A 13,952-nucleotide genomic window follows, 5' to 3' on the forward strand; every position below is an offset into this window, starting at 1 on the left:
AACACCCTGCAAGCAGGCCATAAGTCCCGTGGGTAGTGTGGTTGATCGTGAACGAACGACTTGTCTGGATCGACTGCGAGATGACCGGCCTCGACCTGCGCGCCGACGCCCTCATCGAGGTCGCCGCCCTGGTTACCGACTTCGACCTGAACGTGCTGGGCGAGGGTGTCGACCTGATCATCAAGCCCCCCGCCGAGGCGATCGACCAGATGGGTGACTTCGTGCGCGACATGCACGAGAAGTCCGGTCTGCTCACCGAGCTGGAGCGCGGCCTCACCCTGGGCGAGGCGGAGGAGCAGGTGCTCGGCTACATCCGCGAGCACTGCCCCGACGGCAGCCGCCCGCCGCTGGCCGGGAACACGGTGGCCACCGACCGGGCCTTCCTGGCGCGCGACATGGTGACGCTCGAGTCGTTCCTGCACTACCGGATCGTGGACGTCTCCTCGATCAAGGAGCTCTCCCGCCGGTGGTTCCCCCGGGCCTACTTCCAGGCCCCGGCCAAGCGCGGCAACCACCGCGCCCTGGCCGACATCCAGGAGAGCATCGAGGAGCTTCGCTACTACCGCGAGGCCGTCTTCGTGCCGCCGCCGGGCCCCGACAGCGAGACCGCCCGCGCGATCGCCGCCCGCCACGGCGGGGCGCTGACCGGGCTCGCCGATCCCGCTCCGACCCCCGGTGGTCAACCCGGCGTCTGACACCCGTTACACTTCTTCTGCGTTCCGGCCCTGCGCCGGAACCATGGTGGGCGTAGCTCAGTTGGTAGAGCGCCGCGTTGTGGTCGCGGATGTCGCGGGTTCAAGTCCCGTCGTTCACCCCAAGCAAAAGACCCCCTCTCCCCTGCACGCAGGAGGGAGGGGGTCTTTTCTCGTTCTCAGGCCGCGATCAGCGGGTCCAGGATCCGCTCCACCCGGGCGAGCGCGACGATGCGCCGTACGGCGGGGCTCACCGGCCCCACCCGCAGCCGGGTGGGCGCCCCGCGGAACTGGCGGTGCGCCGCGATCAGCACGCTCAGCCCCGCGCAGTCGGCGAACGTGACGCCGGCCAGGTCGAGCTGGAGCCGGCGACACGAGGCCCGGTCGACGTCCTGCAGCGCCAGGGTGAGCCGGGCGGCGGCCGGGAGGTCGAGCGCACCGGTGACGCGGATCGTGGTGGTCGGGCCGGAGACCGTGGTGATGCTGGTGTTCATGACTCTTCTCTTCTGCGCGTGCCCGAGACGGGGACAGGGACGACGCACCGACAACCCTGCGCCGCCGCGCAGGTTACGGGCCGCGCTGCGGTGGTCTAGGCCCCGGCGGCGTCCGGCTCCCGGAAGAGCAGCTGGGCGGTCTTCTGGGGCAGCTCGACGACCGGCCCGCGGGAGAAGCCGAGCCGCGCGAAGCGGGCCAGCGCGGCGCCGTTGCGCACGTCGGGGTCGGCGACCAGGCGTCGTACGCCGGGCGCCGCCAGGGACCTCGCCAGCAGCGCGGCGACCACCGCGGAGGTGAACCCGGGGCGAGGGTTCCGGGCCTCGGCAAGGAAGAGGTGGATGCCGAGGTCGCCCTCGCGGACCGGGTAGGTCTCCCCCACCGCCTCGGCGCGCGGGTCGTAGTCCTGGAACAGCGCCACCGGCTCACCCTCGAGGCGGACCAGCCAGGCGTGGTGCGTGGGCTGGCGGTCGATCCAGGCGTACACCTCGCCCACCTCCTCGACGGTGTGGTCCGACATCATCCAGAAGCGGGCCCGCTCCTGGGTCACCCAGGCGTGCAGCAGCGCGGCGTCGGCCTGCGGGTCCACCGGCGCGACGTCCAGGCGGCCCAGGTCGGGCAGCCGGGTGCTCCAGGTCATGCGTGCTCCTCGCTCAGTTGGTCCCAATCGGTGACGACCGGCACCAGTCGGGCCTCCAGCCAGGCCCGTTGCTGGTCGTCGTGGTGCGGGCTGCGTGGGTCGCCGGCGGCGCCGAGCGGCACCACCCAGAGGCTGGCCGCCGGGTCGGCGAGGTCCCAGACGTAGCGCGCGGCCGATCCGCGCCAGCACTCGTCGGTGAGGCCGGGCAGCGACGAGGTGCACCGGACGGTGTCGTTGTCCCCGGACAGCGGCGCGGAGGCCAGCGCGGGCGGGTGCAGATCCTCGTCGGCGACCTCGAAGGCGTGCACCGGGGTCAGCACGTGCCTGGCTCCCCAGGGGTCGAGGCGCTCCGCCGCGTCGTCGAGGGCCTGCGTCGCGGCCCGCGCCACGTCGAGCCCGAACGGCCGGTCCGCGGCGAGCAGCGCCTCCAGGGCCAGGCCCACCCGGGCCTGCACATCCAGCCAGGGCCGGAACGCCTCGTCGTAGGGGGCGGGGGTGGCGGCGAGCTCGGCGAGCGGGCCCTGGGCCACGAGCCGCTGCGTCAGGGCCGAGCGCCAGGCGGTGAACGCCGCCGCCCCGGGCGAGTCGGCGTCCATCCGGCCGTCCCACGCCAGGATCAGGGCCCGGACGCCCTGTCCGGGGCCGTCCGGGCGCAGCCCGCGCACGTGGTCCTGGAAGGCCGGCGCCGCCAGCAGCAGGGTGTCGCCGTGCATGGCGGCGAGATCCTCGGCGCACAGCCCGGTGCGCCCCTCGAGCAGCTGGGTGAGCCGGCGGGCCCGGTGCGGTGGCGCGAACTCCACGCCGAGGCGCGCGCTGTGCGGGCCGCGGCGCTCGTTGGCGGTGACCACGTGCCCGGCCGGCGCCACGTCCTCGCGGTGGTCCTCGCCCAGCCAGCCGGTCCACTCGCCCCCGGGCGCGTCGGCGGGCACCACCGTGTGCCGGTTCGCCTCCGCCCGGACCGGCACCCGGCCGGCGATCCGGTAGCGCACCGTGCCCGCGGTGTCGGCGACCAGCACGTTGTTCACCGGCTCCACCCAGTGCTCGAGGGCGGCGTCGACGTCGTCGGCGGTGCGCGCTCGCAGCAGCGGCAGCAGCGCGTCGAAGCCGCACTGGCCGAGCACGTCGGGCGGGGTGCGCAGGCTGATCGGCCGGCCGTCGCCCACCTCGCCGGAGATCACCGGGCCACGCGCGGTGAGCACCACCTCCACCGTGGCCGGCTCCGCGCCGCGCACCAGGATCGTCTCGGTGTGGCTGCGGGCGGGCTCCCAGCCCTGCGGCCCCCGGGCCTCGACCCGGCCCTCGCCGTCGCGGCGCAGCCGCTCGGCGTACAGGTCCTGGGTCTCCGCCATCGCGTTGGTGATCGCCCAGGCCACCGAGCCGGCGTGGCCGAAGTGCTGGATGCCCGGCACCCCGGGGAAGGCGAACCCCACGACGTCGAACTCCGGGCACGCCAGCCGGACCTGTGCGTACACCCCGGGGGCCTCGATCACCCGGTGCGGGTCGCCGGCCAGCAGGGGGCTCCCGCTGGCGGTGCGCTGCCCGCCCACCGCCCACGCGTTGCTCCCGCTGCTGCTCGGCCCCTCGTGCGAGAGCAGGTCGGCCTCCTCGCCCAACACGCTGCGGGCATGGGTGCGCCACAGCTTGGCGGTGAGGTTGGCGAACAGCAGGTGCTGGGAGAGGAACACCGCCACCGGGGTCCACGGCTCCCAGGCGAGGGGCTGCGCGCCGAGCGCCGCGAACTCGGGGGTGTCGGCGTGCAGGGCGTCGTTGACGCCCCGCACGTACGACGCGACGAAGGCGCGCGTCTCCTCCCCCAGCGCGGCATGGGCACGCTCGGCGGCGGCGGCGATCCCGGCGCGCCGTGCCAGCCGGTCCCAGGCGAGTGCCGGGGCGCCGAGGAGCTCGGCGCTGGTCCCGGTGGCGCGTCGGCGCTGGTGCTCGAGCTGCCAGGAGCGGTCCCGCGCCATCGCCACGCCCTGCCCGTGCGCGGTGTCGTTCGCGTCGCGGCCCAGCACGTGCGCGATGCCCCGGGCATCACGGAAGATCCGGGCCACGCCGCCCCCCCTGTCGATGAAGTTAGGACACCCTAACCCCCCGGTCGGTCACCGGCGGCTAGGTTGGCTCAATGCCGACATCTCGCAGCCACTATGACGTCGTGATCGTCGGAGGAGGGCACAACGGGCTCGTCTCGGCGGCCTACCTGGCCCGGGCCGGGCTCTCGGTCCTGCTCCTGGAGAGGCTGGCGCGCACCGGCGGCGCCGCCGTCTCCACGCCGGCCTTCCCCGGCCTCGCGGCCCGGATGTCGCGCTACTCCTACCTGGTCAGCCTGATGCCCGACGAGCTGATGGCCGACCTCGACCTCGATGTCCGGCTCACCTCGCGCTCCACCGCGTCGTACACCCCGACGCTGCGCGAGGGACGACCCGGCGGCCTGCTGGTCGAGCGCCCCGAGGGCGAGGCGACCCGTGCCTCCTTCCGCGCCCTGACCGGCTCCGACGACGAGTACGACGCGTGGCGCGCGCTCTACGCCGACGTCGCGGCCCTGGCCCGGGTGGTGGCCCCCACCCTGCTGCAGCCGCTGCCCCATGAGCGCGCGGTGCGCGGGCAGGTCGACCCCGGGGTGTGGCGCGACTTCGTCACCGAGCCGCTCGGAGTGGCGATCGAGTCACGGCTGCGCGACGACACCGTGCGCGGCGTGGTCGCCACCGACGCCCTGATCGGCACCTTCGCCTCGCTGCACGACCCCTCGCTGATCCAGAACCGGTGCTTCCTCTACCACCTGATCGGCAACGGCACCGGCGAGTGGCGGGTGCCCGTGGGCGGGATGGGCGCCCTCACCGACGCCCTGCGCGCCCGCGCCGCCGAGGCCGGGGCGGAGATCCTCACCGGGGCGGGCGTCAGCTCCATCCGCGCCGACGCGGCGGGTGCCGAGGTGACCTGGGACGGCGACGAGGGGCGCCGCTCGGTCACCGGGCGGCGGGTGCTGGCAGGCGTCGCCCCGTGGGTGCTGCAGATCCTGATGGGCGAGCCGGAGGACCCCGCCACCAAGCCGGAGGGCTCCCAGCTGAAGGTCAACATGCTGCTGGACCGGCTGCCGCGGCTGAAGTCGGGCGTGGACCCGGCGGTGGCCTTCGCCGGCACCCTGCACCTCGGCGAGGGCTACGCCGACCTCGAGGCGGCGTACCGCACGGCAGCCGAGGGGCGGCTGCCCGAGCGGCTGCCCGGGGAGGTCTACTGCCACTCGATCAGCGACCCCTCGATCCTCGGCGACCCGCAGGACGCGGGCCGGCAGACCCTCACCTACTTCGGGCTGCACACGCCGGCCTCGGTGTTCGCGCGCGACCCCGAGGGCGTCAAGGCCGACGCGCTTCGGCGCGCCCTGGTCTCCCTCGACGAGCACCTCGCCGAGCCCATCGACGGCTGCCTCACCCGGGACGCGCACGGGGAGCCGTGCATCGAGGTCAAGATCCCCCAGGACATCGAGCGCGAGCTGGCCATGCCCGGCGGGCACATCTTCCACGGCGACCTCGACTGGCCGTGGGCGCCGACCCGCTCCCGGCTGGAGACCCCGGCCCAGCAGTGGGGCGTGCAGACGCCCGTCGACTCGGTGCTGCTGTGCGGCTCCGGGGCGCGACGCGGCGGCGCGGTCAGCGGGATCGCGGGCCACAACGCCGCGCAGGCGGTGCTCGCGCAGGCCTGAATGCGGCCGTGCGGCGCCCCCAGGGGCCGGTTCACCCCCCCTCGATTTCCCCTCTCGGAGAAGGCGCTGTTAGAGTTCATCTCGCTTCACGGCGTGCGCCATTAGCTCAATTGGCAGAGCAGCTGACTCTTAATCAGCGGGTTCGCGGTTCGAGTCCGCGATGGCGTACCACCCAGCAGGCCCTCGTCCGACACAGTCGGCCGGGGGCCTGCTGCGTTGGGTCGCGAGGCCGGGGCCTAGTCTCACGCCCGAGATGGGTAGACACGGGTTGGCCAGACATCGGGCGGAGATGACGCCCTCATTGTCCAAGCCCCAGCGCTGGGCGGCCCTGGCCGTGCTGTCGGCGAGCCTGCTCGTGGTGTCGATGGACATGACCGTGCTCATCGTCGCCCTGCCCGACCTGGCGGCCGATCTGGCGCCCAGTGCGGACGAGGAGCTGTGGGTGGTCGACGCCTACTCGCTGGTCCTGGCCGGGCTGCTGGTCTCGATGAGCGCGCTGGCCGACAGGTGGGGCCGCAAGCGGATGCTGCTGGCCGGGTTCGTCGTCTTCGGCGCCACCTCCGCGCTGGTCGGGCTGGCCGACAGCCCGGGGGCCGTGATCGCGGTGCGTGCCCTGCTCGGGGTGGGGGGCGCGATGATCATGCCCACCACGCTGTCGCTGATCCGCAGCGTCTTCACCGACCCCGGGGAGCGGGCGAGCGCCCTCGGCGTCTGGGCGGCCACCTCAGCCCTCGGGATCGCGGTCGGGCCGATCGTCGGGGGCCTGCTGCTGGAGCACTTCAGCTGGCAGGCGGCCTTCCTCGTCAACGTGCCGCTGATGGTGGCCGCGATCGTGGCCGGAGCCGTCATCCTGCCGGAGGCCCGCGACCCCGACCCGGGACGCTGGGACTACGTCGCGGCCGTGCTCTCCGTGGCCGGCATGAGCACCCTGGTCTGGGCCGTGAAGCGCTTCGGCAAGGAGGAGAGCCTGACCGACCCGGCGGGGTGGGCGGCGGCCGGTCTCGCCGTCCTCCTGCTCGGCTGGTTCGTGCTGCGCTGCCTGCGCCGCCCCGACCCGCTGCTCGAGGTCCGGCTCTTCGCGAGGGCCCCCTTCGCCGCCGGCACCCTCGCCGCGCTGACGTCGATGTTCGCGATGGTCGCGGCGCTGCTGTTGATCACCCAGTGGCTCCAGCTGGTCGAGGGGCACTCGCCGCTCGCCGCCGGCGTGCACCTGCTGCCGCTGGCCGCAGGCGCCGCTGTCGCCTCGGCGGCGGCGCCGTCGCTGGCCGCCCTGATCGGGGCCCGGAGCACGCTGGCCGGCGGCCTGGGCGTGGCCGGTGTCGGCCTCCTCTCGCTGTCGCTGGTCCCCGGAGAGCTGACCTACCCGGCGGTGGCCCTCGCGCTGACGCTGGTCGGCGCGGGCGGAGGATCCCTGGCGATCGCCTCGGCCATCATCATGGCGAGCACCCCCACCGAGAAGGCGGGCAACGCCGCCGCCATCGAGGAGACCTCCTACGACCTGGGCACGGTGCTCGGCGTCGCCGTGCTGGGCAGCATCGCGTCGGTGACCTACGGCGCCCGCCTCGACCTGGGCGCGCTCGTCTCGCAGGGCCTGGACCCGGCCCTGGCGGCTGCCGCCGAGGACTCGCTGGGCGCCGCCGGCGCGATCGCCTCGAGCGCCGGGCTCCCCCAGCTGGCCCACCTCGCCAGCGCGGCGTTCGCCGAGGCCCTGACCCAGACCGGGCTCATCGGCGGGGTCACGCTGCTGGTCGTCGGGCTGCTCGTCTTCGCCCTGGTCCCCCGCGGGTTCGACCTGAGCGAGCAGCGCGACTGAGCCGGGCCCGACCGAACGCTCCGGCCGCGGCAGCTGTCGGCGCAAGCACCTCGCCGCCCACTGACGCGCCAGGGCCAGGTTTGGCCGCTCCCGATCGGGTTACCGGACCTCGGTCACCGAGCTAGGAGGAACCATGCCTGAGTGGGGCTGGATCATCATCGCCGTCATCGTCGTGCTCGCGCTCGCCGCGATCGCCGTGGCGATGAGCAAGAAGTCCAAGGCCAAGAAGCGTGAGCAGGCCGCCCGACTACGACACGAGGCCGCACGCCGCGAGCCCGAGTTGAACAAGCGCACCGCCGAGGCACGCGAGATCGACGCCGAGGCGGCCCGGATGCGCGCCGAGGCCGACCGCAAGGCGGCCGAGGCCCAGCAGCTCGAGGCAGCGGCGCGCGAGCACCAGCAGCGCGTCGAGGCCGACCGCGCCCAGCACGCCGAGCAGCTGCGTCGCGCCGAGCAGCTCGACCCCCGCGGCACGGCCGCGGCCGACGAGCAGGCGGCCGCCGCCCACGTCGACCCCGCCACGACCGGCACCGGGTCGACCAGCGCAGGCACCACCGGCACCGGCGTCGATGGGAGCGTGGACGACAGCAGCACCCGCGGCAAGCACAGCATCTGAATCAGCACCGCATCTGAGTCAGCACAGCATCTGAGGCAGCATCAGACCGGCCCGGAAGAAGTCACGCTTCTGCCGGGCCGGTCGTGTGTGTGCCCACCTGGGTCGGTGGGCTACCTCAGAGGTAGAGCCCGGTGGCGGTGTCGCCCAGGCGGTCCGCGGCCACCGCATGCACGTCGCGCTCACGCATCACGACGTACAGCTCGCCGTTGACCTCGACCTCCGCCTTGTCCTCGGGGTCGAAGAGCACGCGGTCCTCCTTCTCGACCGAGCGTGCCTGCGGTCCGACCGCGACGACCCGCGACCACGCCAGGCGCCGAGCGCCCATCGCGGCAGTGGCCGGGATGACGATCCCGCCCGAGGAGCGCCGCTCCCCCGCGTCGGTGTCGACCTCCACGAGGATCCGGTCGTGGAGCATCTTGATCGGAGTCTTGTCCGTCACGAGGCCGGCGTTCAGCGGGTGATCTTGCGGGCGAGCACGAAGAACGCGATCGTGCCCAGCACGCCGCCCGCGACCTTGATGATGTTGTCGGTGCGGGGAGCACCGGTGGCCTCGTCGACGAAGTAGGCCTTCACGGTCGTGATCTCGCGTCGCACGATCGTCTTGGGGCTGGCGCGGTAGACCAGCTGGTCGATGGTGGAGGCGAGACGCTCGCGGGTCTCCTCAATCTCGTGCTCGAGGGAGGACATCTCCTGGCTCACTTCTCACTGCTCCTGGGGACGTGGGGACGGACGGGTGGGTCGAAGGCTATCAACCCTTGGCCCTCTGCGGCGGCCCCGTGCTGCGCGGGTCGAAGCCGAACGGCAGCTCGAGCCGGTTGGCCCTCATCAGCGCGTCGTCGGTGAGCACGTCGTACGTCGCCCCGTCGGCCACCACGACGCCGTCGTGCAGCACCACCGAGCGGGCACAGAGCTCGAGGGCGTAGGGCAGGTCGTGGGTGACCATCAGCACCGTCACGTCCAGCGAACGGAGCACGTCGGCGAGCTCGCGGCGCGAGGCGGGGTCGAGGTTGGAGGACGGTTCGTCGAGCACCAGGATCTCCGGCTCCATCACCAGCACCGTGGCCACCGCCACCCGGCGCCGCTGGCCGAAGGAGAGGTGGTGCGGCGGACGGTCGGCGAAGTCCGCCATCCCGACCCGGTCCAGGGCCGCCATCACCCGGCGCTCCAGCTCCGCGCCGCGCACCCCGGCGTTCGCCGGCCCGAACGCGACGTCCTGGCGCACGCTCGCCATGAACAGCTGGTCGTCGGGGTCCTGGAAGACGATCCCGACCCGGCGGCGGATCTCGGCGAGGTTGCGCTTCTCCACCGGCAGCCCGCTGACCGCCACCGAGCCCGCTTGGGCGCTCAGGATCCCGTTGAGGTGCAGCACCAGCGTGGTCTTGCCGGCGCCGTTGGGCCCGAGCAGCGCGACCCGCTCCCCCGCGTGCACGTGCAGGTCGACGCCGTAGAGCGCCTGGTGGCCGTCGGGATAGGCGTAGGCGAGACCTCGTACGTCGAGCACCGGCACGCTCATCGACGTCCTCCGAGGTCGGGCAGGGTGCCGGTGTAGCCGCGCGAGATCATCGCCAGGTGGACCCGCTCGCCGCGCTCGTAGGAGCGGATGAACAGCGCCCCCAGCGAGCGGGCCAGCACCGGCCAGTAGCGCGGCGAGCGCGGATCGCAGCCCCGTGACCTCATCGAGGTCACCATCCGGCCCAGCTCCGCGGTGACCACGTCGAGGTAGCGGATCATGAAGCCCATGATCTGCACGATCAGGTCCGGCATCCGCAGCCGCTGCAGGCCGCGCAGCAGGTCGACCGGCTCGGTGGTGGCGGCCAGGGTCAGCGAGGCCATCACCCCGAGCGTCGCCTTGGCGAGGAAGCCGAAGGCCGCCACCAGTCCCGGCTCGGACAGCGCGATCCCGGCGACCTCGACCCGCGGGCCGGTGGCGATGAACGGCATCAGCACCGCGAACACCACGAACGGGACCTCGACGATCATCCGCTTGGCGACGTAGCCGACGGGCACCTGCGAGGCGGCGATCACCGCGAGCACGACGAGCAGGTAGCCGCCGAAGACGGCGTACCAGTCGTGCGGCGTCGCCACCACCAGCAGCATGAACGCCACCAGCGTCACCAGCTTGAGGTGCGCCGGGGCCCGGTGGACCCGGCTGTGTCCGTGGTAGTGGAGCCGGTGGCCGTGACCGGCGCCCACCTCAGGCGTCCCGGTCCGGGTCGCGGCGCCGGCGCAGCCCGTAGGCGAGGCCCCCGGTCACCACCAGCACGACGGCCGCCCCGACGACGCCGGCGACCGCGCCGCTGAGCCGCTCGTCCTCGACGCCCTTGGTCTGGTAGTCCGAGAGCGGGCTGTCCGCGGCCGGGGAGTCCTCGGCCTGCTCGAGGAACCCGGCCTTCTCGGCGACCGACTCGAGCCCGTCGGGGTGGCTGCTGGCGTAGAAGCTCAACACCGCGGCGATCACCAGGGACACCAGCAGCCCGGTCCACCACAGGGCGCGGGTGGAGACGCGCCTCCTGGCCGGGGTGTCGGGCCGGGTGCTCATGCACGCTCCGCGGTGCGGATCTCGAGGGTGCGCCGGGCCAGCGCCCGGCGCGCGCCGTACACGAGGTCGGGGCGCACCGAGACCACGCTGCCCACGACCAGGCCGGTGATCAGGGCCTCGCCGACGCCGATCAGGCTGTGCCAGCCGATCATCGCGGTCGCCAGCGTGCCCACGTCGACCGGCGCCGTACCCCCGACGGCGAAGAGGCCGGTGAACACCAGCGCCGCGACCGGCACGCTCACGAACGCCGCCAGCGCCGCGGCGGGTGGCACGCAGGCGATCCGGCGCGGAAGGACCGCGAGCAGCGCCCGGAAGATGAGCCAGCCGACGCCGACCCCGACCAGGGCCAGCAGCGTCACGTTGGTGCCGAGCGCGGTGATCCCGCCGTCGGCCATCAGCAGCGCCTGGACCAGGAGGACCACGCTGACGCACAGCACCCCCACCCAGGGGCCGACCAGGACCGCGGCGAGGGCACCGCCCATCAGGTGCCCGCTGGTGCCGGCGCCGACCGGGAAGTTGATCATCTGGCCGGCGAAGATGAACGTAGCGACCAGCCCGGCCATCGGGGCGGTCCGGTCGTCGAGCTCGTTGCGCGCCTGGCGCAGGGCGACCGCGACGCCGACCGCGGCGACGACGCCGGTGGTCACCGAGGTCGGTGCGTCCAGGAAGCCATCGGGGACGTGCATGCGGGTACCTCCTGGCGCCGTCGGTAGGTTTGGTGCGGCCGCCGTGACGGTCATGTCATACCCACACTACAGATCTGCACATTACGTGCGGTGACCGTTCGACAGGAGAGCACCGTGCCCGAGTCCGTCCGCCTCGCTCCCGGCGACCCCGCCCCCGACTTCACGCTGCCCGACGACACCGGGCAGCCGGTGAGCCTGGCCGACCTGCGCGGGCGCAAGGTGATCGTCTACTTCTACCCCGCCGCGATGACGCCCGGGTGCACCAAGCAGGCCTGCGACTTCACCGAGAACATCGCCTCCCTGCAGGCGGCCGGCTACGAGGTGCTCGGCATCTCGCCGGACAAGCCGGAGAAGCTGGCGAAGTTCCGTGAGCGGGACGCGCTCACGTTCCCGCTGCTCTCGGACCCCGACAAGGCCGTGCTCACGGCGTACGGCGCGTTCGGCGAGAAGAAGCTCTACGGCAAGGTCGTGCAGGGCGTGATCCGCTCGACGTTCGTGATCGACGCCGAGGGCCGCGTCGAGGTCGCGCAGTACAACGTGAAGGCCACCGGGCATGTCGCCAAGCTGCGTCGCGACCTGGGCCTCGCCTGACCCCTAGACTGCAGCCCGAGCGCCCGTAGCCCAATGGCAGAGGCAACGGCTTTAGGTGCCGTCAAGTGAGAGTTCGAATCTCTCCGGGCGCACTGGCCACGCGAAACCCGCACTTACCACGTGTTCCTACGCGTGGTAAGTGCGGGTTTCACGAGTTAACTCGTGAAACCCGCGAGCCACCGGCGCCCCTCACAAGCCACCCTCCTCCCGCAGCCGCGGCTCGGTGCGCCCCTCGGGCCGCACGCCCTGCTTGTCGGCGTAGAACGCACGCACCAGGTCCATGTCGGCGCGGACGTCGCCGGTGGGGGTGAAGGTGGGGCCCATCCCGAGCGTGCGGGTGGGGCCGTCGACGAAGCCGAGGCTGATCGGCAGGCCGGTCTGCTGGGAGATCCGGTAGAACCCCGACTTCCAGTACTCCCCCTTGCTGCGGGTGCCCTCGGCGGCCAGGCAGAGCAGGAACGAGTCCTGGGTGGCGGCGGCCTCGAGCAGCTCGCGCACGGTGGCGCCGGGGTTGTCGCGGTCCAGCGGCACCCCACCGGTGGCGCGCAGCAGCCAGCCGACGGGGCCCTTGAAGAAGGACTGCTTGATCAGCAGCTGCGGCTGTACGCCGTTGCTCCAGGCGATCAGCAGGGTCAGCACCCAGTCCCAGTTCGAGGTGTGCGGCGCGCCGACCAGGATGCCCTTGGCCGGCACCGTGCCCACCAGGCGCCAGCCGATCAGCCGGATCACCGCCCGGGCGAAGGTGCGGCGCAGCCCGAAGGGGTGCCGCCTCACGAGCGGCCACCGGCCAGCGCGGCAGCCACGGCGGGCGCGATCTCGCGCAGCGCCCGGCCCCGGTGGGAGACCGCGTCCTTCTCGGCCGGGCTCAGCTCGGCCGAGGTCCGCTCGGGGTCGACGTGCTCGTCGGCCACGAAGAGCACGTCGTAGCCGAAGCCGCCCTCGCCACGCATCTCGCGGATCACCCGGCCGGTCATCCGGCCCTCGACGACCTGCTCGCTGCCGTCGGGCAGGCAGAACGCCACCGCGCAGGTGAAGTGCGCGCCGCGCCGCTCGTCGGGTACGTCGCGCAGCTGGGCGAGCAGCAGCCGGTTGTTGGCCAGGTCCTTGTCGGTCGCGTCGGCGTCGCCGCTCCACCGCGCGGAGAGCACCCCGGGCATCTCGTTCAGCGCGTCCACGCACAGTCCGCTGTCGTCGGCCAGCGACGGCAGCCCGGTGGCGGCGACCCCGGCCCGAGCCTTGAGCAGCGCGTTGCCCGCGAACGTCGGCTGGTCCTCGACCGGCTCGTCGTACCCCTCGACGTCGTCGATGCCGAGCACCTCGACGTCCGGGGCGTGCTCGCGCAGCAGCCGCTGCATCTCGACGATCTTCTTGCGGTTGCGCGAGGCCAGGAAGACGCGGCTCACGCGCCGATCTCCCGGGCCAGAGCCTCGTGCTGCATCAGGGTGAGGTCGGCGCAGCCCTTCTCCGCGAGCGCGAGCAGCGCGTCGAGCTCGGCGCGGTCGAACGCCGCGCCCTCGGCGGTGCCCTGCACCTCGACGAACTTGCCCTCGCCGGTCATCACCACGTTCATGTCGGTCTCGGCGCGCACGTCCTCGACGTAGGGCAGGTCCAGGCGCGGCACCCCGTCGATGATGCCGACGCTGACCGCGGCCACCGACCCGGTCAGCGGCTGCCCCTTGAGGGCGCCCTTGGCGCGCAGGTGGCTGACCGCGTCGGCCAGCGCCACGTAGGCGCCGGTGATCGCCGCGGTGCGGGTGCCGCCGTCGGCCTGCAGGACGTCGCAGTCGAGCACGATGGTGTTCTCGCCCAGCGCCTTGTAGTCGATCACCGCGCGCAGGGAGCGGCCGATCAGCCGCGAGATCTCGTGGGTGCGCCCACCGATCTTGCCGCGCACCGACTCCCGGTCGGAGCGGGTGTTGGTCGCCGCGGGGAGCATCGCGTACTCCGCGGTGACCCAGCCCAGCCCGGAGCCCTTGCGCCAGCGCGGGACTCCCTCGGAGGCCGACGCGGCGCACAGCACCCGGGTCTTGCCGAACTCCACCAGCACCGATCCGGCGGCGTGGTCGAGCCAGTTGCGGGTGATCGTGATCGGGCGCAGCTCGTCGTCGGCGCGGCCGTCCACGCGGGGTGCAGGAGCAGAGGAGGTCATGCGCAGGACCCTATCCGGCGACCGCCCCCACGCG

The 13,952-nt window shown here is 73.2% G+C and carries 17 protein-coding genes and 3 tRNA genes; 8 read left to right on the forward strand and 12 right to left on the reverse strand.

Features of this window, described 5'->3' with window-relative positions; genetic code table 11:
- Window positions 1-47: 47 nt before the first annotated feature.
- Window positions 48-695, forward strand: a complete 648-nt coding sequence (gene orn / locus AC6EH9_RS15215; protein ID WP_498424273.1) for an oligoribonuclease — start codon at window positions 48-50, stop codon at window positions 693-695.
- A gap of 46 nt (window positions 696-741) precedes the next feature.
- Window positions 742-817, forward strand: a tRNA-His gene (locus tag AC6EH9_RS15220).
- A gap of 54 nt (window positions 818-871) precedes the next feature.
- Here the strand turns inward: AC6EH9_RS15220 and AC6EH9_RS15225 are convergent.
- The 3 genes from AC6EH9_RS15225 to AC6EH9_RS15235 all read right to left on the reverse strand — a co-directional run bounded on the left by AC6EH9_RS15225 (window position 872) and on the right by AC6EH9_RS15235 (window position 3,878).
- A complete protein-coding gene (locus AC6EH9_RS15225; protein ID WP_498424275.1) occupies window positions 872-1,186 on the reverse strand; it encodes an STAS domain-containing protein in 315 nt (104 codons plus the stop codon).
- 95 nt (window positions 1,187-1,281) lie between these two features.
- Window positions 1,282-1,824: a GNAT family N-acetyltransferase gene (locus AC6EH9_RS15230; protein ID WP_498424276.1), complete on the reverse strand. Its 543-nt coding sequence runs from the start codon at window positions 1,822-1,824 to the stop codon at window positions 1,282-1,284.
- Complete coding sequence (locus AC6EH9_RS15235) at window positions 1,821-3,878, reverse strand: penicillin acylase family protein (protein WP_498424277.1); 2,058 nt, start codon at window positions 3,876-3,878, stop codon at window positions 1,821-1,823. The genes AC6EH9_RS15230 and AC6EH9_RS15235 overlap by 4 nt, the downstream gene beginning before the upstream one ends.
- A gap of 71 nt (window positions 3,879-3,949) precedes the next feature.
- Between AC6EH9_RS15235 and AC6EH9_RS15240 the strand changes: the two genes are divergently transcribed.
- From AC6EH9_RS15240 to AC6EH9_RS15255, 4 genes are all read left to right on the forward strand, one after another.
- Entirely contained in the window at window positions 3,950-5,524 is a 1,575-nt protein-coding gene (locus AC6EH9_RS15240; RefSeq protein ID WP_498424278.1) for a phytoene desaturase family protein, read from the forward strand.
- Window positions 5,525-5,619: 95 nt separating this feature from the next.
- Window positions 5,620-5,695 (forward strand) — tRNA-Lys (locus AC6EH9_RS15245).
- Between the two features lie 118 nt (window positions 5,696-5,813).
- Window positions 5,814-7,337, forward strand: a complete 1,524-nt coding sequence (locus AC6EH9_RS15250; protein WP_498424280.1) for an MFS transporter — start codon at window positions 5,814-5,816, stop codon at window positions 7,335-7,337.
- A 133-nt stretch (window positions 7,338-7,470) separates the two neighbouring features.
- Window positions 7,471-7,953, forward strand: a complete 483-nt coding sequence (locus tag AC6EH9_RS15255; RefSeq protein WP_498424282.1) for a hypothetical protein — start codon at window positions 7,471-7,473, stop codon at window positions 7,951-7,953.
- 115 nt (window positions 7,954-8,068) lie between these two features.
- Here AC6EH9_RS15255 and AC6EH9_RS15260 read toward each other — a convergent pair whose 3' ends face one another.
- The 6 genes from AC6EH9_RS15260 to AC6EH9_RS15285 are packed head-to-tail and all read right to left on the reverse strand — an operon-like array spanning window position 8,069 to window position 11,178.
- Window positions 8,069-8,368 (reverse strand): GroES family chaperonin, encoded by a 300-nt coding sequence (locus AC6EH9_RS15260; protein ID WP_498424371.1) that lies wholly within the window; start codon window positions 8,366-8,368, stop codon window positions 8,069-8,071.
- Between the two features lie 35 nt (window positions 8,369-8,403).
- On the reverse strand, window positions 8,404-8,652 hold the full coding sequence (locus AC6EH9_RS15265; RefSeq protein ID WP_498424283.1) for a DUF3618 domain-containing protein: 249 nt from the start codon (window positions 8,650-8,652) through the stop codon (window positions 8,404-8,406).
- Window positions 8,653-8,701: 49 nt separating this feature from the next.
- A complete protein-coding gene (locus AC6EH9_RS15270) occupies window positions 8,702-9,466 on the reverse strand; it encodes an energy-coupling factor ABC transporter ATP-binding protein (RefSeq protein ID WP_498424284.1) in 765 nt (254 codons plus the stop codon).
- Window positions 9,463-10,146, reverse strand: a complete 684-nt coding sequence (gene cbiQ, locus AC6EH9_RS15275; protein WP_498424285.1) for a cobalt ECF transporter T component CbiQ — start codon at window positions 10,144-10,146, stop codon at window positions 9,463-9,465. The genes AC6EH9_RS15270 and cbiQ overlap by 4 nt, the downstream gene beginning before the upstream one ends.
- 1 nt (window position 10,147) lies before the next feature.
- Window positions 10,148-10,492, reverse strand: coding sequence for a PDGLE domain-containing protein (locus AC6EH9_RS15280; RefSeq protein WP_498424286.1), 345 nt, complete (start codon window positions 10,490-10,492; stop codon window positions 10,148-10,150).
- The gene (locus AC6EH9_RS15285; protein ID WP_498424287.1) at window positions 10,489-11,178 is read right to left on the reverse strand and encodes an energy-coupling factor ABC transporter permease; all 690 of its coding nucleotides are present in this window, start codon (window positions 11,176-11,178) and stop codon (window positions 10,489-10,491) included. The genes AC6EH9_RS15280 and AC6EH9_RS15285 overlap by 4 nt, the downstream gene beginning before the upstream one ends.
- A gap of 90 nt (window positions 11,179-11,268) precedes the next feature.
- Here AC6EH9_RS15285 and bcp point away from each other — a divergent pair, with 90 nt between their 5' ends.
- Together bcp and AC6EH9_RS15295 are read left to right on the forward strand one after the other, a co-directional pair.
- On the forward strand, window positions 11,269-11,769 hold the full coding sequence (gene bcp / locus AC6EH9_RS15290; protein WP_498424288.1) for a thioredoxin-dependent thiol peroxidase: 501 nt from the start codon (window positions 11,269-11,271) through the stop codon (window positions 11,767-11,769).
- A gap of 19 nt (window positions 11,770-11,788) precedes the next feature.
- Window positions 11,789-11,861 (forward strand) — tRNA-Leu (locus AC6EH9_RS15295).
- A 97-nt stretch (window positions 11,862-11,958) separates the two neighbouring features.
- Here AC6EH9_RS15295 and AC6EH9_RS15300 read toward each other — a convergent pair.
- Genes AC6EH9_RS15300 through rph form a run of 3 tightly spaced genes read right to left on the reverse strand, consistent with a single transcriptional unit; the run spans window position 11,959 to window position 13,918 of the window.
- Window positions 11,959-12,543 carry a 1-acyl-sn-glycerol-3-phosphate acyltransferase gene (locus tag AC6EH9_RS15300; protein WP_498424289.1) on the reverse strand — a complete coding sequence of 195 codons (585 nt, stop codon included), beginning with the start codon at window positions 12,541-12,543 and terminating at the stop codon, window positions 11,959-11,961.
- Window positions 12,540-13,172 (reverse strand): RdgB/HAM1 family non-canonical purine NTP pyrophosphatase, encoded by a 633-nt coding sequence (gene rdgB / locus AC6EH9_RS15305; protein WP_498424290.1) that lies wholly within the window; start codon window positions 13,170-13,172, stop codon window positions 12,540-12,542. Before rdgB ends, AC6EH9_RS15300 begins: the two co-directional genes overlap by 4 nt.
- Window positions 13,169-13,918 carry a ribonuclease PH gene (gene rph / locus AC6EH9_RS15310; RefSeq protein ID WP_498424292.1) on the reverse strand — a complete coding sequence of 250 codons (750 nt, stop codon included), beginning with the start codon at window positions 13,916-13,918 and terminating at the stop codon, window positions 13,169-13,171. The genes rdgB and rph overlap by 4 nt, the downstream gene beginning before the upstream one ends.
- Window positions 13,919-13,952: the final 34 nt, after the last annotated feature.

The organism is Nocardioides sp. Z21_20 (assembly GCF_059766585.1).